This window comes from Actinomyces sp. HMSC065F12, assembly GCF_001814535.1.
GTDB lineage: Bacteria > Actinomycetota > Actinomycetes > Actinomycetales > Actinomycetaceae > Pauljensenia > Pauljensenia radingae_A.
The window spans coordinates 1-23,127 of sequence record NZ_KV816976.1 but is presented as its reverse complement, the minus strand read 5'-3'; the positions used below and the strand labels follow the sequence as shown (position 1 = coordinate 23,127).

At 58.2% G+C, this 23,127-nt stretch carries 18 protein-coding genes; 6 read left to right on the top strand and 12 right to left on the bottom strand.

The window, feature by feature from the left end; genetic code table 11:
* Positions 1-41: 41 nt before the first annotated feature.
* The 3 genes from HMPREF2975_RS05305 to HMPREF2975_RS05295 form a co-directional block, all read right to left on the bottom strand.
* Positions 42-1,367 carry a HAMP domain-containing sensor histidine kinase gene (locus HMPREF2975_RS05305; protein ID WP_058237061.1) on the bottom strand — a complete coding sequence of 442 codons (1,326 nt, stop codon included), beginning with the start codon at positions 1,365-1,367 and terminating at the stop codon, positions 42-44.
* Positions 1,368-1,590: 223 nt separating this feature from the next.
* Positions 1,591-2,271: a response regulator transcription factor gene (locus HMPREF2975_RS05300; RefSeq protein WP_070726292.1), complete on the bottom strand. Its 681-nt coding sequence runs from the start codon at positions 2,269-2,271 to the stop codon at positions 1,591-1,593.
* A 235-nt stretch (positions 2,272-2,506) separates the two neighbouring features.
* Positions 2,507-3,763, bottom strand: a complete 1,257-nt coding sequence (locus tag HMPREF2975_RS05295) for an adenylate/guanylate cyclase domain-containing protein (protein WP_141757299.1) — start codon at positions 3,761-3,763, stop codon at positions 2,507-2,509.
* 268 nt (positions 3,764-4,031) lie between these two features.
* On the opposite strand from HMPREF2975_RS05295, the gene HMPREF2975_RS05290 reads away from it, so the two are divergent.
* Both HMPREF2975_RS05290 and dapD read left to right on the top strand, forming a co-directional pair.
* A complete protein-coding gene (locus tag HMPREF2975_RS05290; protein WP_058237063.1) occupies positions 4,032-4,865 on the top strand; it encodes a Maf family protein in 834 nt (277 codons plus the stop codon).
* Positions 4,866-5,094: 229 nt separating this feature from the next.
* The gene (gene dapD, locus HMPREF2975_RS05285; RefSeq protein WP_058237838.1) at positions 5,095-6,087 is read left to right on the top strand and encodes a 2,3,4,5-tetrahydropyridine-2,6-dicarboxylate N-succinyltransferase; all 993 of its coding nucleotides are present in this window, start codon (positions 5,095-5,097) and stop codon (positions 6,085-6,087) included.
* A 612-nt stretch (positions 6,088-6,699) separates the two neighbouring features.
* On the opposite strand, the gene HMPREF2975_RS05280 is transcribed toward dapD, so the two are convergent.
* The 5 genes from HMPREF2975_RS05280 to HMPREF2975_RS12255 all read right to left on the bottom strand — a co-directional run bounded on the left by HMPREF2975_RS05280 (position 6,700) and on the right by HMPREF2975_RS12255 (position 14,198).
* Positions 6,700-8,058, bottom strand: a complete 1,359-nt coding sequence (locus HMPREF2975_RS05280) for a citrate synthase (protein WP_074026197.1) — start codon at positions 8,056-8,058, stop codon at positions 6,700-6,702.
* Between the two features lie 136 nt (positions 8,059-8,194).
* Positions 8,195-9,373, bottom strand: a complete 1,179-nt coding sequence (gene dapC, locus HMPREF2975_RS05275) for a succinyldiaminopimelate transaminase (RefSeq protein ID WP_070726291.1) — start codon at positions 9,371-9,373, stop codon at positions 8,195-8,197.
* Between the two features lie 90 nt (positions 9,374-9,463).
* Positions 9,464-9,802, bottom strand: coding sequence for a ferredoxin (gene fdxA / locus HMPREF2975_RS05270; protein WP_070726287.1), 339 nt, complete (start codon positions 9,800-9,802; stop codon positions 9,464-9,466).
* Between the two features lie 571 nt (positions 9,803-10,373).
* A complete protein-coding gene (gene typA / locus HMPREF2975_RS05260) occupies positions 10,374-12,293 on the bottom strand; it encodes a translational GTPase TypA (protein ID WP_070726284.1) in 1,920 nt (639 codons plus the stop codon).
* 339 nt (positions 12,294-12,632) lie between these two features.
* Positions 12,633-14,198, bottom strand: coding sequence for a hypothetical protein (locus HMPREF2975_RS12255; RefSeq protein WP_092648734.1), 1,566 nt, complete (start codon positions 14,196-14,198; stop codon positions 12,633-12,635).
* A gap of 348 nt (positions 14,199-14,546) precedes the next feature.
* On the opposite strand from HMPREF2975_RS12255, the gene HMPREF2975_RS05250 reads away from it, so the two are divergent.
* A complete protein-coding gene (locus HMPREF2975_RS05250; protein ID WP_058237068.1) occupies positions 14,547-15,461 on the top strand; it encodes a D-hexose-6-phosphate mutarotase in 915 nt (304 codons plus the stop codon).
* A 163-nt stretch (positions 15,462-15,624) separates the two neighbouring features.
* Here the strand turns inward: HMPREF2975_RS05250 and HMPREF2975_RS05245 are convergent, their stop codons facing one another.
* The gene (locus HMPREF2975_RS05245) at positions 15,625-16,488 is read right to left on the bottom strand and encodes a DUF3825 domain-containing protein (RefSeq protein WP_157886376.1); all 864 of its coding nucleotides are present in this window, start codon (positions 16,486-16,488) and stop codon (positions 15,625-15,627) included.
* A 400-nt stretch (positions 16,489-16,888) separates the two neighbouring features.
* Here HMPREF2975_RS05245 and cmtR point away from each other — a divergent pair, with 400 nt between their 5' ends.
* Entirely contained in the window at positions 16,889-17,248 is a 360-nt protein-coding gene (gene cmtR, locus HMPREF2975_RS05240; RefSeq protein WP_005291009.1) for a Cd(II)/Pb(II)-sensing metalloregulatory transcriptional regulator CmtR, read from the top strand.
* A complete protein-coding gene (locus HMPREF2975_RS05235; protein ID WP_070726277.1) occupies positions 17,245-19,137 on the top strand; it encodes a heavy metal translocating P-type ATPase in 1,893 nt (630 codons plus the stop codon). Before cmtR ends, HMPREF2975_RS05235 begins: the two co-directional genes overlap by 4 nt.
* Before the next feature lie 538 nt (positions 19,138-19,675).
* Here HMPREF2975_RS05235 and HMPREF2975_RS05230 read toward each other — a convergent pair.
* Positions 19,676-20,650 (bottom strand): NAD-dependent epimerase/dehydratase family protein, encoded by a 975-nt coding sequence (locus HMPREF2975_RS05230; protein ID WP_070726273.1) that lies wholly within the window; start codon positions 20,648-20,650, stop codon positions 19,676-19,678.
* Between the two features lie 488 nt (positions 20,651-21,138).
* On the opposite strand from HMPREF2975_RS05230, the gene HMPREF2975_RS05225 reads away from it, so the two are divergent.
* Positions 21,139-21,492 carry a type IIL restriction-modification enzyme MmeI gene (locus HMPREF2975_RS05225; RefSeq protein WP_016423158.1) on the top strand — a complete coding sequence of 118 codons (354 nt, stop codon included), beginning with the start codon at positions 21,139-21,141 and terminating at the stop codon, positions 21,490-21,492.
* 70 nt (positions 21,493-21,562) lie between these two features.
* On the opposite strand, the gene erm is transcribed toward HMPREF2975_RS05225, so the two are convergent.
* Together erm and HMPREF2975_RS12770 are read right to left on the bottom strand one after the other, a co-directional pair.
* Positions 21,563-22,417 carry a 23S ribosomal RNA methyltransferase Erm gene (gene erm / locus HMPREF2975_RS05220; protein ID WP_016456425.1) on the bottom strand — a complete coding sequence of 285 codons (855 nt, stop codon included), beginning with the start codon at positions 22,415-22,417 and terminating at the stop codon, positions 21,563-21,565.
* A gap of 530 nt (positions 22,418-22,947) precedes the next feature.
* Positions 22,948-23,127: hypothetical protein (locus HMPREF2975_RS12770; RefSeq protein WP_210384558.1), on the bottom strand; the 180-nt coding region annotated here is incomplete at its 5' end.

Below are 23,127 nucleotides of genomic sequence, written 5' to 3'. Positions count from 1 at the left end.
GTGGTCGCTTGCACGCGACCACTCGGCACACACAATAAAAATCAGAAGCGCCGCGAGCGCCTTCCCATTGATACCAGGGGTCCCTGCGGCATGACTCGATCGGGGTCAATCGACGCGGGAATGGCCGCGAGTGACACGGTGAATACCGGTGGCGCTGCCTGCGTCAGTTCCAGTCGCCCGCCCATCGCTTCGGTCAGGTCGTGCGCTAATCCCAGCCCAATTCCACTGGACCCGTGACCGGATACGCCGTAGTCAAAAATCTCGGGAGCCAGTTCCTCAGAGACACCCTCGCCCTCGTCACTCACATCGATCATCACACCGCGCTTCGTGGGTGACTTGCGGGAAACCACTCGCGTTTCGCCGGCACCGTAACGCAAGGAGTTTTCGATCAGTGTTGCCAGCACCTGCCCGAGCTTCGCTGCATCGGCCAGCACCGAAGCACCCGATTCATCGGTGAAAGTCAAAGTCCGACCGGCCTGCGTGAAAGCACTCTCCCACTCTTCGCGAGCCGTGTTGAATATTTCCACCACATGGATAGCCTCCGTGTGCCCGCTGGTGCGTTTGGACGTGTCGAGCAGGTCCGTCACCACGGTCGTCAAGCGCTCGACCTGTTCAAGACAGCTGGATGCTTCTTCACGCACTTCGTCTTGCTCAGCGATCATCTCGATCTCCTCGAGCCGCATCGACAGAGCCGTCAGAGGCGTGCGCAGCTGGTGAGAAGCATCAGCGGAAAAACGGCGTTCTGCCGCCAAGCGCCCCGCCATGCGCTCTGCTGTTCTGGCCAGTTCATCCTGGACCAAGTCAATTTCCTCAATGCCGGATGGCTTCACTCGCGCACGCACCATACCGGCGCCAATTTGCTCGGCCTGAGCAGCCAGATAAATCAGCGGAGCGGACAGTCGGCGTGACAGCCGCTTCGCCAAAGCCCAGCCAACTAGCATCGATAGTGCTGCACCACCGATGAACAGGACAATCACACCGATAACGCGACGTATCGCGGGCATCGCGGAAGTTTCCATCGTCACGATCGTCCCCAGCGAAGATGATTCCGACGACCTGAGTTTAGGGCCCGAGATGGTCTCACCCACCACGATTTCCTCCTGCCCGCGCGCCTTCACACGTGTCCACGCATCAGCCTCTTCCACGACCAGCGGTTTCGCCCAGGCTTCAACCAGATGCTCAGAAATCTGCGTGCCCTCCGAAATGCGGCGGTCAGATGCCCGCATGAGGGATTCGACGCGCGCGTCCAGAGCATTTTGCTCACTTTGCCACGCCATGATGGAGCCGATCGTCGCACCCGGAATACCCATCAGCAGGACAACGACTGCTACGGCAGCCAGGATCATTTTTGCTGCTCGGCGTCTCATCGTTCCCTCCAATCTTGGCGTCAGCCCATCGTTTTGTGCAAGCGCTGACCGGTCGCACCGCAACGTGTCGACACTGGCTGACTGCGAGCACGTGCATGCGCCGGCAGGGACTAACAGGCGTCAGCGTTGGCTCACTGCTAGGATGAGCATCCACCAGTAGGCCACGCCAATTCCAAACTCAGCGCAGCAAAGGGAGCGCAGCAAGGCTTCGAGCAGGAGCGGCCTAGTGACCGTTCTTTTCGAAACGGAAACCCATTCCACGCACGGTTGTGATATAGCGCGGCGACCCGGCATCGTCTCCGAGCTTGCGGCGCAGCCACGACACGTGCATATCCAGCGTCTTGGTCGACCCTGATGGGTCAGACCCCCACACTTCACGCATCAGCGCTTCACGCTCGACCACGTTGCCGGCTTCACGTACCAGCACTCGCAGCAGCTCGAATTCTTTGGCAGTCAGATGCAGTTCACGCGATCCGACGAACGCCCTGTGTGCAGAGACATCGATTGTCACGTCCTGAGCGCTGATCTCATCCTCTGACACGTCACCGACCGAGCGGCGCAACAAAGCGCGCACACGAGCCAGGAGCTCAGCCAGGCGGAACGGCTTGGTCACATAGTCATCGGCACCGGCATCCAGGCCTACGACCATGTCTACCTCGTCAGTGCGAGCGGTCAGAATCAGGATAGGTGTGGTGCGGCCTTGCGAGCGGATTTCACGCGCAACGTCAAGGCCGTCAATGTCAGGCAAGCCCAAATCGAGGACAACTAGATCGGCGCCATCAATCTCATTGAGAGCGCCTTTACCAGTGCCATGAGCTCGGACCTCGTAGCCTTCACGCCCAAGGGCGCGAGCCAGAGGCTCGGAAATCGCGGGATCGTCTTCGACGAGCAGTACTGTAGTCACGGCTTAATGGTACATCCTAGGAGCGCTCTTTCACATTACTTGACCTTTTTCATCTCAATTTGCACCGTTCTTTAACGAGGAGAACGCGGCCTTTGAGCGAGCGAGGTCACACCGTTGTCTCACGTGGCAGGTGTTTTGAGCAGGCCGGAGGCGAAGGCAACGAGATGGAATTTTATGCGCGCAGCTTAAAACAGACGCTGTAACTGACGCGGCGCTCTCCCCTCGTCCACCACCGTTATTCGTATTGACGCGAGAGCAGGTATGGAGAGACGAGGCCGAAGCCGCGAAGTTCTGTGCTGGGGAAGGTTTCGATCGCATAGCCTTTGCCGCCTTTACCCGCGGAAACTGCCGCGGCGGTAGTCGGGTCAGTCAGGATTCGCCCAACCGGCGCGATATCCACCAGACGAGACGCGAGGTTCACCGGCGGTCCAAATACATCACCTGAACGGGAGAACACGTCACCCCGTACGAAGGAAGCGCGAACCGGCAAAATGTCATCATCGGCGTTAAGGCGCTCAATCAAGGAGGTCACCACATTCAGTCCGGTGGGCAAATCGTCAGCAATGAAGAACACGGCGTCACCAATCATCTTGACGACTCTGCCGCCTGCTTGAGTCACAGCGATTCGGCTCGCGTCCTCAAAACGTTGGATCAGGCCAACTAGCTTGCCGCCCAGGATGGTCGAGGAGGCCGTGTATGAGACCATGTCGACAAAACCGAGGGATCGGTTCAGCGGGAATCGACGCTTGGCTGATTCGTGCCCGCGCTGCGAGACTTCATGGTCGACGCGATCCAGGAGCGAGTGCAGCTGTCGCTGCCAGGAGTAGACGAGGGTCTCGCCCAGCAGGTCGACGTACTGGCGCATCTGGTCGAGTGTGACGAGGCGGGCCGCTGTATCATCAAGCCTCAGGCGGCGGACAGAATCTTCCACGAACGCTTCCACCTGCCACAACGCCAGGCGGTCGGTGATGTGGGAGTGGGCTCGGAGCAAAGACTGTGCGGTGGATCGGTCGACACTTCCATCGGCGACGAGCTGAGTCCACTTGGCGTAAATTTCCTGGTCACGGTGGGTGAAGAGCGGCGATTCGGGGTCGGCGTCCGGGAAGCCCATCGTCGTCCAGAAATCATTCACGTCGTCAACGGTTCCGCCAACCGCGTTGGCAAGGTCTTCAACGGTCAGATGCGGGATTTCGCCTAGCAATTGTTCCTCGTACTCGCGTATCGTGGCTCCCGCCCCGCGGCTCACTCCCGCCTGCACGCTTCCCCGTTCTTCCCCCGCTTGCGCCGAGTGGTCGCGTGCAAGCGACTGCTCGTGATGCATAGAAGATGGCGAGCCCGGCTGCGCGGACGGTTGATCGTCTTTTGAGGGCACAACTGAACTGGCCGGACGTGAGGGCGGGTGCTCAGAAGTTCTGCTCGACGAAGCATCACTGTGACCGTCTCGCTGATCATTGTTCCTGTCGTTAATGTCAGCTTCGCACTGTCCAGTCACGCACCATTCCTCCCTTCCGTACTCGCATCCTTCTGCATCAGTATTCTGCATCGCGCAGCGTAAGCCGTAGCGTTATCTCTTCGCCTGACACACTTGTGAAAGTAGCGTTCGTATCGCCCCAACGCGGAAATTTTCCGCGATTGGCATGCCACCTGCATGAATGCAACCTTCCATAGCATAGCGCCTTATGTGTCGATCGTCACGTTCCCCGTTATCCGCGAGTGGTCGCGTGCACGCGACCACTCGTCGAAGTGACACACTAGGCGGTATGCATCTAGTTTTGGCTTCCCGTTCGCCGGCGCGCCGCGCGACGCTCCTATCAGCAGGAATCACACCGATTGTCATGGTGTCAGATGTTGATGAGAACGAAGTTCTCCGACGGCTCAAAGAAGCCTTCTCTTCGTCAAGTGACCCTGCACACGAAGACCCATCGCCTGCCGACCAAGTTCTCGCTTTGGCTCAGGCAAAATGCCTCGCGGTGGCAGACAGGCTGGCCTGCGTTTCCCTCGACAATACGGCCGTCGACGAGGTTCGTGCCGAAGATCGCACACACGAAGACCTTATCGTCGTGGGCTGCGACTCCATGTTCGAACTGGATGGCGTCATGTATGGAAAGCCGCATAACCGCCTGACTGCCATCGAACGCATCAGGTCGATGCAAGGACGCAGCGGCACGTTGTGGACAGGGCACTGCGTCGCCCTCCTGACAGCGCAAAGCCACAATTCGATTGACGAAGAGAGTGCCTCTCCCCTTGCTGGCGTGAAGCCGTCCCGTGCCCCCGAACCCGCCGCTAACACGCCCAAGTCGACGGACGTGGCCTATCAAGTTGCGCGAACGGCCGGGCGTTCAGCTTCCACAACCGTATATTTCGGCTCAATGACCGACGAAGAAATCAAAGCGTACGTTGACTCGGGTGAGCCGCTTGAGGTGGCGGGCTCATTCACGATCGATGGTCTTGGAGGGGCATTCGTCCGGGGCGTCGAGGGGGATCCCCACTCCGTTGTTGGTATCTCGTTGCCGCTCCTTCGGTCGATGCTGGCTGAGCTGGACGTATTCTGGCCCGACTTATGGGATCAGCACAACAGGCCCAACGGGCACTGACACCCATTCAAACCATTCGACGATCTCACAATATGGGAAAACCTGATCGCGTTTCAATCCTCTTGTGTGCCGAGTGGTCGCTTGCAAGCGACCACTCGGCACATGCCTCGTCGACTATCGCACCCACCTGCGAGCCGCCTGCAGCCCTCCCCCTCGCCAAAGTCCTTCCGGGAAATGCCAAGCACCGTAAACTGAGACCATGACTGAGGACACAACTGAGACCCACAATATGAACGCATGGGGAATTGGGCTGGCAACAGTTGCCGACGATGGTCACACACTGGACGTGTGGTACCCGCACCCCCATTTGGGCGAACGTTCTAACTCGGCCCCAGACGCCGAGCTCTTCGATATGCTCTCCGAACTGGAACGACGCGATGAGGCTCGCGGAGTGCACACACAGGTTGTCACATGCACCGCCGACCTAGAGGATCGCCCTCAATCCACCGCCGATGCCTACCTTCGCCTGCATCTTTTGTCCCACCGGCTCGTCAAGCCCAACACGATCAACCTCGACGGCATTTTCTCGCGCCTCCCTTCAGTTGTGTGGACGTCGGCAGGCCCGTGTCCGATCGATGACTTCGAAGGAACTCGCCTTCGCCTGCGCCAACACCTCGGCCGTCCTGTCACCGTAACCGGCGTGGATAAGTTCCCCCCGATGGTGAACTACGTCGTGCCAGATGGAGTCAGGATCGCTGACGGTGCGAAAGTTCGCCTGGGTGCCTACCTGTCGAAGGGCACAACAGTCATGCATGCCGCGTTCGTGAACTTCAATGCGGGCACGCTGGGCCGCAGCCTGATCGAAGGCCGTATCTCGCGCGGCGTTGTCATCGGTGATGGATCCGACGTAGGCGGCGGAGCTTCGACCATTGGCGCTCTGAGCGGTAGCGGCGACGACCAGGTCCGCCTGGGCAAACGCTGTCTGCTGGGCGCAAACTCCGGCTTGGGCATTCCGCTGGGTGATGACTGCGTGATCGAAGCCGGACTGTTCCTGACAGCCGATACCCAGGTGGCGCTCATGCCTGGAGGCGGCGTCATTCCGGGCGCGAACGGTCTTTTCGCAGAACCGCGAACAGTGGAGGCTCGTGAACTTGCCGGAGCCTCGAATGTTCTCTTCAAGCGCTCCGTGTCCGGCAGAGTTGAAGCCCACGCGCGCGGAGGCCGCTCAATCGAGTGGAATGACCCGCAGCAGCATCATCGTGAAAACCACGAGGACGACTAGCCGAGCCGCATACTTGAGCTCTCCCCCACCGTTAGGTCTTTGAATGGAGGTCAGCCTCCTCGTGACGTGATCGTGATGCTGGGTGCAGCGACGCGTGGCGGCACGTCCGGGTGCTAATAAGCCGGAAGCCGCATCGCATTTGAGCGTCACGTGGAGATAGCGGGGTAACGTCATGTTCCTCGCTCCCAGCAAATAGGACCTCCGAGATCAGTCATTTCCTAGTGGGCCAGCCAGCTTCTAGGTGCCTGGCTATTGCAGGGGTGCTGGGCGCTGCTTATGCCCGTGGTTGATACTGCACGAGGGTGGCTCACGCTATCCACAATTTCGTCATTTTTCTCATATTTTCTGTGGATTACTGCACCTTTTCAGTAAGGTCACACCCTGTAGCGCACCCAAACTTAATTGTCAAATTGGCGTCTTTCCAACGATTTCCGGGACTGCGCCGACTGGTTCCACACAGTCCACAGTTTTATCCACAGTCCTCGCGTCCAGTCGCCCGCAACTAGGCCACACAGACCGAAACGCGGAAGGAGAAGTCCCCCAGCCCTCAACAAGATCTCGCGAGTGGTCGCGTGCAAGCGACCACTCGCGAAAAAACAAAAACTGCGCGGACTAGCTACGCTGGCGTAACGGCACGTAGTCGCGTTCAACCTCACCAATGTAGACCTGACGGGGCCGACCGATCTTCGTTGCCGGGTCCTCCGTCATCTCCTTGTACTGCGCAATCCAGCCGGGAAGACGCCCCAGTGCGAACAGCGGTGTGAACATCTTGGTTGGGAAGCCCATCGCCGAGTAAATCAGGCCAGTGTAGAAGTCAACATTGGGGTACAACTTGCGTTCCTTGAAGTAATCGTCATTCAAGGCAATATCCTCGAGCTCCATCGCGACATCCAGCATCTCATCGCGTTTGCCCAGACGAGACAGCACATCGTGAGCCGTTTCTTTTACGATGGCCGCCCTCGGATCGTAATTCTTGTACACACGATGGCCGAAGCCCATCAAGCGCACGCCCTCTTCCTTGTTTTTAACCTTCTCAACGTAGGACTGAACTGATTCGCCCGATTCGATGATCTGGTTGAGCATCTTCAGCACGGCTTCGTTGGCACCGCCGTGAAGCGGACCTGCCAGCGCGCCAATTCCCGCTGCCACTGATGCATACAGGTTGGCTTGCGAGGAGCCGACGAGGCGGACGGTGGACGCCGAGCAGTTCTGCTCATGATCGGCGTGCAAAATGAACAATGTGTCGAGAGCATGCACCAGCGCCGGATCAATGTCATAGGACTGGTACGGCATGCCGAACGTCATACGGATGAAATCCTCGGTGTAGGAACGTTGAGCATCTGGGTACAGCAGTGGCAGGCCGGCGGCTCGCTTCGCGATGTAGCTGATCATGGTGGGAAGCTTCGCCAGCAGCAATACGAGCGCCACGTTGAGTTGCTCGGGGTCGCGCGGATCCAGCGTGTCCTCGTAATAGGTGGCGAAACCGGCGACACCTGCCTGGAGGATCGCCATCGGGTGCCCGCGGTGCGGGAATGCTGTAAAGAACGCCTTGAAATTCTCGTGAAGCAGGCGGTGACGCTGGATACGACGGATGAACAGCTCAAGTGTCTGCGCGTCGGGAAGTTCACCATAAATCAGCAGGTAGGCAACCTCGAGGAAGGAGGAATGCTTCGCGAGCTGTTCAATGGGGTATCCACGATAACGCAGGATTCCTTTCGCGCCGTCAATAAACGTGATGGCAGACTCGCACGATCCGGTGTTGACGAAGCCGGGGTCCAACGTCACAACGTCAGTGTCTGAAAGCATTTTCGTGATGCGTACGCCATCAGAGCCGGCGGTCGCATGGACGCGTTCAAGCGGCAGCGTCTTGTCACCAATAGTCAGGCAGCCGTCCGGTTTAGCTTCGGCGTCATGTGGCTTTGACGAGGACGGGGCTGCTTTCGTTGACTGATCGGAAGCTTCAGTGCTCATCGGTATGTACTACCTCCTCAAACAGGCGCGACTACATCGACGCATGGGCTTATAGTCCTACTTTAATACCCCCGAGGTCAGCTCGCGCAGGGATCTCACATCCAGTAGCGCAGCCCCATCCTCGTCGCATTGGATCTTAGCGACTATTCGCGCTCGCAAACCCGTCAGGAATGAGGCGGCGGGCCGCAGATTGGATGCATTCGTCGGTTGCGGTCAGGGAGACTCGTACGAAGTTGGTTGAGCGTTCTCCGTAGAAGTCGCCTGGTGCCACGATCATTCCACGCTCGGCAAACCAATCGACAAGGTCCCAGCCGTTCATGCGTCCACTCGGATCGCTCACCCATAAGTAGAGACCTGCTGCCGAGTGCGGGTCGACGCACAGCCCCGCGTCCTCAAGGGCACGCTTCAAAATGGTGCGGCGAGCTCCATACAGGGCGTGCTGGTGCTCAACGTGGTCGGTGTCCGTGAGCGCGACAGCCATCGCGTGCTGTATGGGCGCGGGGAGGATCATTCCCGTATGGCGTCGCACGGTGAGAACTCGAGAGATCAGGTCGCGATCCCCCGCCATCAGTGCGGCTCTGTAGCCAGCCAAATTGGACTGTTTCGACAGGGAGTACAGGACTATGATTCCGGTTGGGTCACCGTCGCAAATGTCGCGATCAAGCAAGGATGGGACACCCTCGGAAGTAAAAGGAGCCTGCCAAGGCAAGGCGGCGTAGCACTCATCCGAGACCACTATCGCGCCCTTCTCTCTCGCCCATTGGACGCTTGCATGCGACTTCTCGCGAGTGAGGACGTGCCCAGTGGGGTTCGACGGCGAGTTCACCCAGACGAGGGATGCGTCAGGCCACGTGTCGACGCGCTCTGGATCCACGCGGATGCATCGCGCACGGATGAGGCGGGCGCTGATGTCATATGTAGGGTAGGAAACTTCCGGCACAAGGATGGTGTCATCGCTAGTCAACCCCAGTTCGAACGGCAGCCATGCGACCGCTTCCTTCGACCCGATCGTCGGAATGACGGCCGCCGATTGTGCAGTTGCCTCCCGTGGAGATTGGAGAGGAACCATACCTCGCTTCGATGCCCACAGAGCCATTGCCTCCTGGAGTTCCAGCGTGCCTTCAACCCGAGGATATCCAGCAGCATTAGTGGAATTGGCGAGGGCGTCCTGGATGATCGTGGGTGTGGGGTCGACCGGTGTGCCGATCGAAAGGTCACACACTCCACCGGGATGCTCCGCGGCGCGTGCGCGCGCCGGTTCCAGACTGTCCCAGGGAAAGTCAGGCAAATTCAAGGGACGGAGCAGAGCATTCATACAAGTCTCCAGCAAATAAGTGGCGAGTGGTCGCTTGCACGCGACCACTCGCCAATATAGTCATCACAGCGATGCACTGATGGGACTGCCTCAGTTTTGGGACAGGTACTCCTCGTTTTGAGGCGGAAGACCCTGAATCATCTCATCGTCGAATTCTTGTGCTCCGACACGCTGCGCGCCGCCTGGCGAGCCGAGATCTTTGAAGAAGTCGACATTCGCGCGGTAATAATCCGACCATTCTTCGGGAAGGTCATCCTCGTAAAAAATGGCCTCGGTCGGGCACACAGGTTCGCATGCCCCGCAATCAACACATTCATCGGGATGAATGTACAGCGATCGTTTCCCCTCGTAAATGCAGTCCACAGGGCATTCATCCACGCAAGCACGGTCTTTGACGTCCACGCAAGGTTGCGCGATAACATACGTCATGAGATCCCTCCCTCTTCTCAACGCGACGTGCACTCGAGGCCATCACATATCCCACGGGACTGCCGGCTCATCGCACAGCTCGACGCGTTGACTATATTAGTGCCACTATTATCACTCATATGCGACAGCATTCAGGCTGCGACCACCATTTGCGCGTGGACTCTCAGCGATTTCTCCTGTAAAGACGCCACTTAGTCGCAGTGGCGCCCAATCAATCAAAGAAAGCTCATGTTCTCAGAAAACACGTCACAACCTGCCAATAGGGCTCAACACGGCTTTCCTAAACAACCGCCTGAGCTTCCTTGGATGAGATGGGCAGTTGGCACTCGGGTCGTGGTGAGGTATCGCGAAGGCGAAGGCTTTCGCGATGCTCTGGGGACTTTACTGGAAGTTGCGCCCGACCACGTTACTATCGAGGCGCGGCGGGGAATCGTTCGTGTCGAAGCGGACACGATGGTGACCGGAAAAGTCGTCCCTCCTGCGCGCTGGTAGCAGGGCACGAAAAGGCAACCATCCCTGAAATTTCGCCGAGTGGTCGCTTGCACGCGTCTACTCGGCGAAAAAACCTAGACTACTTATCTTTACGACGTTGACGCGCTGCGATCTTAAAACGCTCCTGCGAATCCAACACGACCTTACGAATACGAATCGCCTCAGGCGTGACCTCAACACATTCATCATTAGACGCGAACTCCAGCGACTCTTCCAGCGTCAATTTTCGCGACGGAGTCAACGTTTCATACACATCAGCGGTGGCCGAACGCGTATTCGTCTGCTTCTTCTCACGCGTGATATTGACGTCCATATCCTCGTTACGGGGATTCTCCCCTACAACCTGACCTTCATAAACCTCTGACCCCGGCTCAATAATGAACGATGCGCGCTCCTGCAGGTTGGTCATCGCGTAAGGCGTTGCCTGCCCTGCACGGTCAGCAACCAAGGAGCCGGTCAGCCGCTGCTCAATCGTCCCCTGCCACGGAGCGTATCCCTCCGAAATTGACGAGGCGATTCCCGTTCCACGAGTTTCAGTCAAGAAACGCGCACGGAAGCCAATCAGCCCGCGGGCAGGGATCGTGAACTGGAGGCGGATCCAACCACTCCCGTGATTAGCCATCGAGTTCATGCGGCCTTTACGCTGAGCCATCAGCTGGGTCACCGCGCCCAGATACTCCTCAGGAATGTCGATGGTCATCTGCTCCATCGGCTCGTGAACTTTACCGTCAATTTCCTTGGTCACAACCTGTGGTTTACCGACAGTAAGCTCAAACCCTTCACGCCTCATCTGTTCGACGAGGATTGCGAGCGCAAGCTCGCCTCGTCCCTGAACTTCCCACGCGTCGGGCCGAGAAGTCGACAAAACCCGCAACGACACGTTACCCACCAGTTCACGATCGAGACGGTCCTTAACCTGGCGAGCAGTCACTTTCGCACCCTTGACACGCCCAGCCAGCGGCGAGGTGTTGATTCCCACGGTCATGGAAATCGCGGGGTCATCCACCTTGATCAAGGGAAGTGGACGAGGATCGTCGAGGTCGACCAGCGACTCACCGATCGTAATATCGTCGACGCCGGCAATTGCAACGATCTCGCCGGGGCCAGCCTCTTCAGCAGGTACGCGCTCCAAACCTTCTGTGCGTAGTAGCTCCGTGACGCGAACAGACTTGATGGTGCCGTCATGACGGGCGAGCCCGACGTTCTGTCCCTTTTTCAGGGTGCCGTTGTGCATGCGCAGCAACGCCAGACGCCCTAGGAAAGGAGAGGCATCGAGGTTGGTGACATGGGCTTGTAGAGGAGCCCCCTCGTCGTAACTGGGACCGGGAATACGTTGCAAGATGGTTTCAAAGAGTGGCTCGAGGTCTTCTTCCGGAAGCTTGCCGTCGCCGGGATTCGTCAATGAGGAGACGCCTGCTTTAGCTGATGCGTAAATCACGGGCACGTCCAGCAATGCATCAACATCCGCTTCCACGCCTTCGTTCATGAGGTCTTCAGCCAAGGACAACAGAAGGTCAGTGGTTTCCGAGACGACCTCTTCAATGCGCGAATCGGGGCGGTCCACTTTGTTGACAACAATGACGACCCGCAGTTGAGCTTCGAGGGCTTTGCGCAGGACGAAGCGTGTTTGCGGCAGCGGACCTTCAGAGGCATCGACGAGGAGGACGACGCCGTCGACCATGGACAGCCCGCGTTCAACCTCGCCGCCAAAGTCGGCGTGACCTGGGGTGTCGATGACGTTGATGGTCACGCCTTCGGTCAGACCGAGTTTTTGCGCAGCGGGCCCGCGGTAGTGCACAGCGGTGTTCTTGGCGAGGATCGTGATGCCTTTTTCACGCTCAAGATCACCCGAGTCCATGACGCGTTCGCCGGTCTTTTCCACCGAATCATGTTCGGAGAAGGCTCCTGATTGCCAGAGCATTGCGTCGACAAGCGTGGTCTTCCCATGATCCACGTGGGCGACGATAGCGACGTTACGAATGTCCTGACGCACAGGCATTGCCTGCCTCCTTTATGGCGACGATCGAAGAAAATGCGCCGAGTGGACCCGTGCAAGCGACCACTCGGCAATAAACGTCTGGGGTTGCCAGTTGAGTGTAGGGGTCGATTCCTCTTCACGCAGCTGTGCACACGAAATACCAGATTAATCACTCATCGGCGTCTCCGATAGAGACGAGCATGCGAAATCGAACACTTTACGACACGCAATGTGTTCCGTTTCATCCTGGAACTGCGGCTCTTATCGACCACGACGTCTCATCGTGTACTTGTTCTCATCCCCTAAGGTCGAAGCGGCTTGGTCAGCATCGCGACGTTTCGGCCGCCGCTCGGTCTAGGGTCAGCACACCGCCGCCACTTGCCAGCTATGGCTCACCGACTCGTCCCGCGTCCACGCATTTCGACGCCGATCAAAAAGCGCCTTCTTCCACGAGCGCCGCATGGGAATGGAAGCCGAATGGCCTAACAGCTGGGCAATCCTTCTTTCGAGATACGGCGTCTCGCCGCGAAGATCTTTACGACGAACCACGAGGATAGTCCACCCAGCCTCTTCAAGAACCTGGATCCGCCAGCGGTCATGTTCGGCCTGTGGACCAGTTTCCGGATGGAACTCCTCGCCAAAATATTCGACACCTATCTTCACCGCTGCGTTTTTTAACCCGCTTGAGATCTCACCAGTAGCCCCTCCGGGCACATGGTGCGCGCCCGCGCTCCGCACCCCTGTCGAGTCCGCCCTCGACCGTCCGAGGCTGCATATTTGCAGCTTCGAGCGCCCACCATCTTGTGCAGGCAGGCACCATCCCAGATCGATTCGGAACGAGCCTTTACCGCTGGCATGCCCTCCACACAAGTTGGTGCTGTTCTGCGGGCAAACGAGGGACTCTTCGCTGTCCGTCACCGAGTCCCGCGCCTCACTCATGCTCCTACTTTTCGCGATTCGGCCTTGCTGTGTGGCGCTGACACGCACAGGGATTTGAAGAATTGGACGGGGAAGGCCTGCTTCACGTAAACGCAGACGAAGGGCAGTTTCCTGAACTGATTCGGATCTGATGTCGGCATTGTTAATCGCAGCACGTAAAATCCGTACACCTCGCCTGCCGGACCTCGCCTGCGCGGCCTCTACCAGCTCGTCCACTGTTACGAGTCCCTGGCGCAAAAAGCCTTCAATCCACGCTGTCGCGAGGTCAATCGTCGCTCCCATCGCAACATCGCACACTGTGCGCAAAGCGCTCGTGACGCGCATGCCCTCCATGCTCACGATTTCGCTTTCATCAACTTCCATAACTCTGCATGCAACACCAGGTCGACGTACTGCGCGAGTGCCGGCCGGGCGAAGCACACAGATCCGAAAGGCGTCATCAGCCTCATGGCTATCCCGCACACTAACCCCATACATTAAAGCGGCGGTTTCACCGGCAAAAACAGCATCATCAGGCAAAATCGCCGCGACCGCATGCATCATTTCGCCGTCGAATAGTCGGCGCGATACATACCATCCGCGCGCCAGGTGAACAATGTGTCCAGAGCGGCACGCGCTCTCAATTTGTGAGGTTTCCACTCCAGCCCGCCGCAGTTCATATGTCGAGGTCACGACGCGCGAGCCAACCATTTCACGATCGGCACACATGACCGAGGGAGGCTGCGTCACTCCGCCGAGTTCTTTAAGGTCTGTCTGCCACTGCTCGAGGGTGCGCGAGCGGAAACGCAAAACCGGTGAACCACGCGAGGCAGCAAAGCGCTCGCAGTGCGTCAAGGTTCGGATCCCCTCGCGAATGGGCCTCGTAGCAGATGAGCCCGGGTTCTCGCCGTGGGTATCGCCACGCGCCTCTTTCGACTCCGTGGGGATCGTGACTGTGCCATTGCGACGGAGTTCTGGCTCGCTGTTTATGCCTTTCCTAGTGGTCATGGCAGCCACTGTGCAGTACGACGCGGCCACCTGGCAGTGGCCGTCACCGAGTTGTGGACGTGGCCTCCGCGGGTGAAAGTAGTGTGGATAAGACCATAGCCAGCCACATGCCTGTGGATACTGCTCATCCACGCACACGGCACCTCCCCAGAATTACTGATTCACCAACTCCGCCCCCTCCCTCGCACCGCTTCGGGCTCCTGTAGTTCACGGTGAAGGCAACAGCGCATCAGCCTCCCTCGCCAATGCCCCACCGAATGGCGCACAGCCCGAATGATGTTGTTCCTTCTTGTGCAGCCCGCATGGCGAATGCGCCCATGAAAGCCTGTTTCGCTCTACTCTTAAACCATGACGGATTCATCAGCACTTCCCACTCCCCTTAACCTGGAAGGTTCATCCTCGCGGGCGTCGATCTCCCCGTTCGGCGCTCAGGTTCTCGAGTGGACGGTTGACTCTGATACACCCGTGATCTGGATGTCTCCGCTGGCAGCACACGATGGTGTCCGTACGCCACGAGGTGGGGTCCCAATATGTTTGCCGTGGTTCGGAGCTCATCTGAGTGATCCTGAAGCTCCCAAACACGGTTTCGCGCGCACCGCTATGTGGACTCAGATCAGCCCAGATCCTGCCGACAAGGACATTGCGCGCGGGGAAAGCGACTCCACGTATGCCGAATTCGCCCTGGCTCATTCTCCTTCACAGAATTCCAGCCAGTCGGACCAGCCAGTCCAGCCAGGCGCCGACGGCTATTTTCCTTTCAGTTTCGAGGCGAACCTTTCGATCGACGTAGCCGATTCCCTGATGATGAGGTTGACTGTGACGAACACAGACACTCGACCGTTTACCTTTCAGGAAGCTTTCCACACCTATGTGGCGGTTGGCGACATCAAAGACGTCACGATTGAGGGCCTCGACGGCGCTTTCTACGACGACAAGTCGCTTGCACGCGACCACTCGCGCAAGCAAATTGGTGAGGTGACGTTCGTACGGTACACGGACCGGATCTATCACTCTGATGCGAACGTGCAGATCCGCGATCCCCGTTTCCGGCGGATCGTCTCGATTGAAAAGTCCGGCTCGGCCAACACGATCGTGTGGAACCCCTGGTCAGACACGGTTGGCCAATTTGATGATCTTGAATCGCGCGCATGGCAAGAGTTTGTTTGTGTCGAGTCCGGCAACGTTGCAGACGAAGCGATCGAACTCGAACCCGACCAGTCTCACACCATGACTGTCTCGATTTACGTTGACTCGATGGAGTGAGCAGCGATCCCTCACCGAGGAGCTATGGCACAGCGCCTCACTCGCGAGGTCGCACCAGATCCTTGCTCACCAGTGTCACCTAAATCTCACTCTCCGAAGTGCCCTAGATCCTCACTCCCCAATACCGCCGCTGAGCCCCACTGAACAGCGCTGCCCCACCGCCTCAGTCGACCTCGTCAGGTTCTCCCGCGCTGGGTAGAAGCCACTCGGAGTCAGGACGAGCGACGAGGCGGGCATTCGAGTACGCCATCTCCAATGTCAACACGGTGTGTCCGCGGTATATGCGCTCATTAGCCTTGGACACTACCAGCGCCAGATCTGCTCGACCATCACTGTCAAGATCCAACGGCATCAGGAACTGTGCCGTATCTTCAGGCGCGGCCGGATACCACTGAGGCACGACCACTTTATAGTTGCGGCGAGTCTTGCGCAGCGCCCAGTTCACCGCAGAATCAAGCGCCTGTCGCGCGCGGACCGGGTTCGCCTGCAAATCCAGTGGAAAGCGGTCAATGTTATCGCCCAAGATGTGACTGTAAGCCAATTTGAGTTCGCAGCTGCAGTCGTATACGAGGTCGCCAGCTGTTCTCACGTACTGTGCCATCTGCGGCAAGGGGTCAAAATTAGCCAGAAGATCTCTGTTGGACTCGGTAACCCATCCCTTGAAAAACCAATCTTGCGCGTCATCGTTGCGGAAGTGGTTCCTCTCAAAAAGCGCAAAGAGCTCCTCTGAAAGTGCAGTCAGCAGTCCAGTATTAAATGCAGCGTATTGCCCATCAGCGCTCACATCAATCTTGTCTTCGGTGACGAGGCGCTTGTACGTGTAGTTGACATAGTTGTTGAGGATCGGATGGTCGAGTGACCGGGTCGCCTCGCCCCAGTCTTCGTCCTCGGCAAGCGCGGCAAGCTCGTTCAGTGTCTGGTTCCACGCCAAGAGCGGACTGTAACGAGGCGCAGCGCCGCGCTCATATTTCACACGAAACGGGAAGAAAGCAAACTCACGGAGCCGATCCGGATTTCCATTCGTCACGTAAGCCTCCTCAGCAGGTTCGAGGTTTTCCTGTCCTCGCATATAGTGCGTCACTCCTGATCTCTTACTCAGCGCCTGCGCCGACGCGCGCTCGCACCCAACTGTGCGGCTGGCTCGCGCCCAAGCTGGCGATTGCCACGCCTCTCTCTCGGTGAGAATCCGACGTGCGCAGAGACCACTCTATTCACACGTTGAACCGGAATTCGACGGTATGTAGTTGCAAAGTAACTTTCTCGAGAACCTCGCCACCCACGCCGCTCCCGCGTTGGGTGGCAGCCGAACCACAAAGGATCAGTCATCTGCTATCCCATCGACTAATTCTTGCAGGTCGCAGGACCTTCGCGTAACTGTCAGTTCAGCACACTTTGAATAGTTCAGCACACGATGTATTGTTCAGCACATGCTGACTATTGCTTCACGCCTCGACGTCATGAACCGGCTCGGTCGGGCCATGGCGGATCCGACGCGTTCCAGAATCCTGATGACACTACTCGACGGCCCGAGCTACCCGGCCGTACTTTCGCGCGACCTGGGCCTGACCCGCTCAAACGTCTCGAACCACCTGACCTGCCTGCGTGACTGCGGCATCGTCGTTGCCGAGCCGGAGGGCCGCAAGACACGCTACGAAATCGCCGATCCGCACCTCGCGGCAGCGCTCAACGCGCTGGTGAACGCGACGTTGGCTGTCGACGAAAACGCCCCGTGCATCGACCCTGAGTGCTCGGTGCCCGGCTGCGGCGAGAAGGGAGAGGACGCATGAGCTCGGCGTGTGGATGCGAACACGAACCCGCCACGGAGATCGAAGAACTCGATCGGCCATGGTGGAAGGACCCCGAGTTGCTACTGCCGATCTTCTCCGGCGTAGCCCTCTGCGTAGGCCTGGCGCTGGGCTGGTCCGGGCTAGCGACACCCGCGACAGTACTGTTCTGGGTCGGCCTGCTGCTAGGGGCGTATACGTTCGCGCCCGACGCGATCCGAAACCTTGTCACGAAGCGCAAGCTCGGCATTGGTTTGCTGATGACCATCAGCGCGGTCGGCGCGGTAATCCTCGGTTACGTCGGAGAGGCCGCGGCGCTAGCGTTCCTGTACTCGATCGCCGAGGCGCTGGAAGACAAGGCGATGGACCGGGCGCAGGGCGGACTGCGGGCACTGTTGAAGTTGGTACCGCAGACCGCGACGGTGCTGCGCGACGGCACGTCGGTCGAGGTCGCAGCGAAGGACCTCGCGGCTGGCGAGCTTATGCTCGTGCGCCCCGGAGAGCGGATCGCCACGGACGGCATCATTCGGTCTGGGCGCTCCAGCCTTGACACCTCAGCGATCACCGGAGAATCCATTCCGGAGGAGGTTGCGCCCGGCGACGAGGTGCCCGCGGGAGCGATCAACTCCGCCGGTGTGCTGGAAGTCCAGACGACCGCAGCTGGAACGGACAACTCGCTGACCACACTCGTGGACCTGGTCGAGCAGGCGCAGGCGGAAAAGGGCGACCGCGCCCGGATCGCCGACCGGATTGCCCAACCCCTAGTGCCCGGGGTGATGATCCTGGCGGTGCTAGTCGGCGTGATCGGCTCGCTGCTGGGCGACCCCGAGACGTGGATCACCCGTGCGTTGGTGGTTCTGGTCGCAGCGTCGCCGTGCGCGCTGGCAATCTCCGTGCCGCTGACGGTCGTGGCCGCGATCGGCGCGGCCAGCCAGTTCGGCGTGGTCATCAAGTCTGGCGCGGCGTTCGAGCGGCTCGGCGGCATCCGTCACCTGGCGGTGGACAAGACCGGAACCCTCACCCGCAACCAGCCCGAGGTTACCGGCGTGGTCCCGGCAGACAGGTTTGATCGGGCGCAGGTGCTTACTTTCGCGGCGGCAGTTGAGCAGCAATCGACGCACCCCCTCGCCGCGGCGATCGCGGCAGCGGGGCCCGAAGCGCCCGCCGCCCAGGACATCAGCGAGGAAGCCGGGCACGGCATCAGCGGCACCGTCGAAGGCCGACGGGTGCTGGTGGGCAGCCCCCGGTGGATCGACGCCGGGCCACTGAAGGCAGACGTTGAGCGCATGGAGTCCGAAGGCCAGACCTGCGTCCTAGTCACCGTCGATGACGCTCTCGCCGGAGCGATCGGTGTCCGCGACGAGCTGCGTCCCGAGGTTCCCGAAGCCGTGCAGACCCTGCGCGCCAACGATGTGGAAGTGAGCATGCTCACCGGCGACAACACTCGCACCGCCCGGGCGCTGGCTGAAATCGCCGGAATCGACGACGTGCGCGCCGAGCTGCGCCCTGAGGACAAGGCAAGCATCGTCGCCGAATTTTCCTCCAAGACGCCGACGGCGATGATCGGCGACGGCATCAACGACGCGCCGGCACTGGCGGGCGCGACGGTGGGCATTGCGATGGGAGCAACCGGCTCTGACGCCGCGATCGAGTCCGCTGACGTCGCCTTCACTGGCCACGACATCCGGCTGATCCCGCAGGCGCTGCAGCACGCCCGCCGAGGCAGCAGGATCATCAACCAGAACATCGTGCTGTCTCTGGCCATCATCATCGTGTTGATGCCACTGGCGATCAGCGGTGTGCTGGGCCTGGCCGCCGTCGTGTTGGTTCACGAAGTCGCTGAAGTCATCGTGATCTTGAACGGCCTGCGGGCTGCACGAGCGAAACGCTGAGGCTGTGACCGGCAAGTCTTATAAGAGTTAAACCACGCGCCGAGCGCACACACGTTGGACCAGGCGAGTCATTCGAGTTCACCACCTGGTCCTTCTCGATGCGTGCAGGCACGGGAACTGTGGGTGAACCTAATAGTTCAACGGCCCGATACCGCTTGCAGATTCTACACACGAGGTAGCGGAATGGACCGAGGCCGAACGAAAACCGGAGTTAGAGACAGCGCTCTTCAACCTCCCCCCCCAATAACGCGAAACGTCATTAACGCTCCGCGTTACACATTAAATTTGAATTCAACGGAGTGGCGAAAGAAGGCTACCTCACTCAGTTGTAAGCGAATCGAGAAACCTGAAAAGTGTGCCGCAAGGCGTTTTCTGCTCGGAAAGGCAACCTCCGCAGGCTAGATCGCTCCCCGTCACGAAGAGCTAGCACCGCCGAAGTTGCCCTCAAGCCAGATTCGGACCCATTCTCCCACTCAGTCGCGGAACGAAAACCAACTGAGCACGGTCCCGACTGCAACTAAAACTGTTCCCGCCGAAACTAAATACCATCTTCTAACCGCTGGCGAAGCACGACTTCCTCTTCATCGCTGAGCCCAGCGAGTCTTTCCCCCTGCTGTTCTTCTTCGAATCGCAGCGCATCCGCCAATGTTTCTTTCAACGGGCGAATCTGCAGGCCAGCTTCGTAGGCTGTGGCGCAATCGAGTAGCGCGATGTTGCGAAACTGTTCACCTGGTACCCACAACGGCAACGATTTTGGGCCCATCCACGGGGTTACATCATTAGCGAGAAGCAGTTCATCAGAGCAAGGTCGCTCCGTAGCCTCCGATGCGGTTAACTCACGCGAAATCTTGAACACATCAGACAAGGAAGTAGCAAACCCCGTAGCGTTAAAGGTTCCGAAAGTCCCAACTTCTGCAGACTCAACTATCCAGTCTGCAAGGTCTTTCACATCAATCATAGCGACGGGAAACGCCGGGTCTGGGACGATCACGTTCTCACCCGTGGGATGCGCGAAGCGCCACGGATAGTAACCACTGCGCCCTGTTTCGTCGCCGTAGCCGGCGATCAGACCGGGTCGAACTACCATTACCGACCTATTTGTGCTGCGATAAATCGTTTCGCAAGCAGACTTTGCAGCTGGGTACTGCCCCATGTTCTCCATGTAGTCAATTTCAAGCGGAGTGACTATGGAATCAGACTCGGAAGAAATACTTCCTTGGTCCTCATATACGCTGCTCGAAGACACAAATATACGATGCTTGGCCTGGAGTTTCGCCGCCGCATCCCGCGCATGCTTCGGCTGACTCGTCAGATCCACAATGGTGTCCCAAGTTTTCCCCGCAACCTCATCGTACGCACCGTCACGGTCACGGTCTGAACTCACAAATTCGGCTCCGTTGGGAACCTTCCCGTTACCCCGCGCGAGGCAAGTAACTTGATGCCCTCGGTCGATTGCTGCAGCCGCAATGTGTCCTCCAAGGAAACCGGTACCACCGAGCAATAAAAAGTTCATGTCACTAGTTGTACACGAAACCTTCTCACACGTGACCAGTCCTAATCCCAGCGCATCCAAGCTGGAATAAGATGTCAGAGCAGGATTATCCCACCATCTGCCAGAGCTTCTTATGCGGCTAACCTACACATTGAACTTAAATTCAACGGAGTGTCGTCGATAAATAACTATTCGATGCGCAAAGTACAACGAAATACCGCTAGAAACAGACAACATATGGGGGTGCACAGAAACACATATAGGTTCTGCGGAAAACCTATAGGGTGCGTCGCTAAAAACCGCTGTGCGCGAAAAACATAAAGGGTTTACGGACCCGGTCCCAGACCCCTCAATACTCTGAGCCGGAAGAATGGAAAGTGGAAGGTTGATGTATCCCCACTATTTATTTTTTCCGTTTTTCGGAGTACATCGGGAGCTACAACTGCGGACCAGCTCTGTGTGAACTAGATGAGAAGGCGCAGCAGCGAATCATCGACGCTGGACAGTTGGTGCTGCGGGCACGCGAGCGGCACCCCCAGCGGTCACTCGCGGAGCACTACAACCCGTTATCGATGGACCCAATTCTGCTCAAGGCTCACAACAACTTGGACCGGGAAGTCGATAAGGCTTTCGATGTGGCACGCAAACTCACCAACGAGCGCCAGCGCCAGGAGCTACTGTTCGCCAGCTACGGGGAGTTGGCGAGGGGCTATGTCTCCTCGCTTTCATCAAAATCGAAACCACCAGCAGGGTCGTTCCCCGTGCGGGTGATTTTGATCGGTCCCGCTGCTGGGTGTAGAACCCTGTCGCTGGCAACGCCGGGAACTATGACTGTGCCCGACGAGAACACGTCACTGCCATAACGCGGCTCACGGTAGACGAACATGGGTCGTTCACTACTACTGGTGGATTTCGGTTTTGGTGGTGGGGGGATTACCGCCGCCGGCCTCGATTTTTCCGTTGAGGAGGGCGTTGACTACTTCCCGATTGTGAAATGGGCCGATGGCGCGGTGAAGAGGAACCAGTCACCTGGAAGAGATCGATCCAGTCGCTGGTGTGCAATCTGGGAGGTAGGGTTGCGGGGTCGATTCCTCGCGAGCGCAACCATGATTGTGTCTCTGAACGTGATGAAAACAACCCTGCCCTTCGGAGAATTTCCCCTATCCCGCGTCCCCGGGCGGTGAAAACGGTGTGCACCATCGCCTGAAAGGCTTTGCGTTGCTCTATCGGGATCTTCGGGTCACCCACCCGGCGGATCACTAAGATCCCCCCGTCAACGTTTGGCTGTGGCCGGAAAGCAGACCTTGGTACTCGGGAACCAAGGTGAAACGTGAACCATGGGGACCACTGAGCTGTCATCATCGTGCTTGCACCTACCCCGGCCCGGCGGCGAGCGACTTCCCACTGCATGAGGAGTACAGCGGCAGTCCATGCCGGCGCATGCAACAACTTTCGAAGAATGGCAGTGGTGAGGTGAAAGGGAATGTTTCCCACAATGACGCAGGGAGTGGCGGGTAACGGGAAGTTGAGGAAATCATCATGGACCACTTCGACCGACGCCGAGGCGGTCTTTTTTGTGAGTTTGGCAGCTAGTTTTGCGTCTACCTCAACTGCCGTTATTGCCCTCCCCAAGTGGGATATCGGGTGAGTGAGGGCACCGCTTCCTGGCCCGATCTCAATGATGGGGCCGGAGGTTTGTTTTACAAGATCGACGATGGAGTTGATGATCTTGTGGTCTGTGAGAAAATTTTGGCCATGTTCGTGACGGCCGTATCCGTATGTAGACATCAGGTGTGCTCCGTGGAGTTGAAACGGAGCCGGGCATGGCAAATGGCCGCCCGGCTAAAGGACCGGAGCGGTTTCTAACCTGCGGGAGGGAGAAAACCGCCTTAGCGGCTGGTGAGCGGCCGCATGAAAACGGAACCTGAAATCAACATGGGCCTATCGTATCCAATTAATTTCGCAGGGTCCAATACGGTGAGAAAGAAGACAACCGCACCGCAACAGTGCAAGACCTCTCTGGATTGGAATTTAATTGAACATGGGTTTGGGGTACGACGCGCCCTACTCGGAGTGGCACGGACACTACGGCTGCGCGCCCACACACAACAGTAAAGAGCTCGGCAATGCACAGACACGTAACGAGAGCGCCACAAATGTATGTACGTTTAAGTTACAGCATCGACACTGACGCTCCACATGGAGGGACGGCCGCAGCCCTGCAGCAAGCACACGGCAGGGTGTCTGCTTCGGGCGACGTGAAATTACGCAGAAAAATACGAAACACATCACCGCAGGTCACGGTAGGTATTTGCGGGTCATTTCGTAATCTCGTAAACGAAAAGAACAAAACTACGAAACACAAAAACATACGTTGAGCAGCGTAAATGGTTTTCGTTTCGTAATTTTTCCACTTTTTGAAGAAAATCTAAATAAGAAGAGACACCTTGATTGCGATTGTGTCCCGTGTCACATAGCTGCAACCCCTGCAGCGTGCC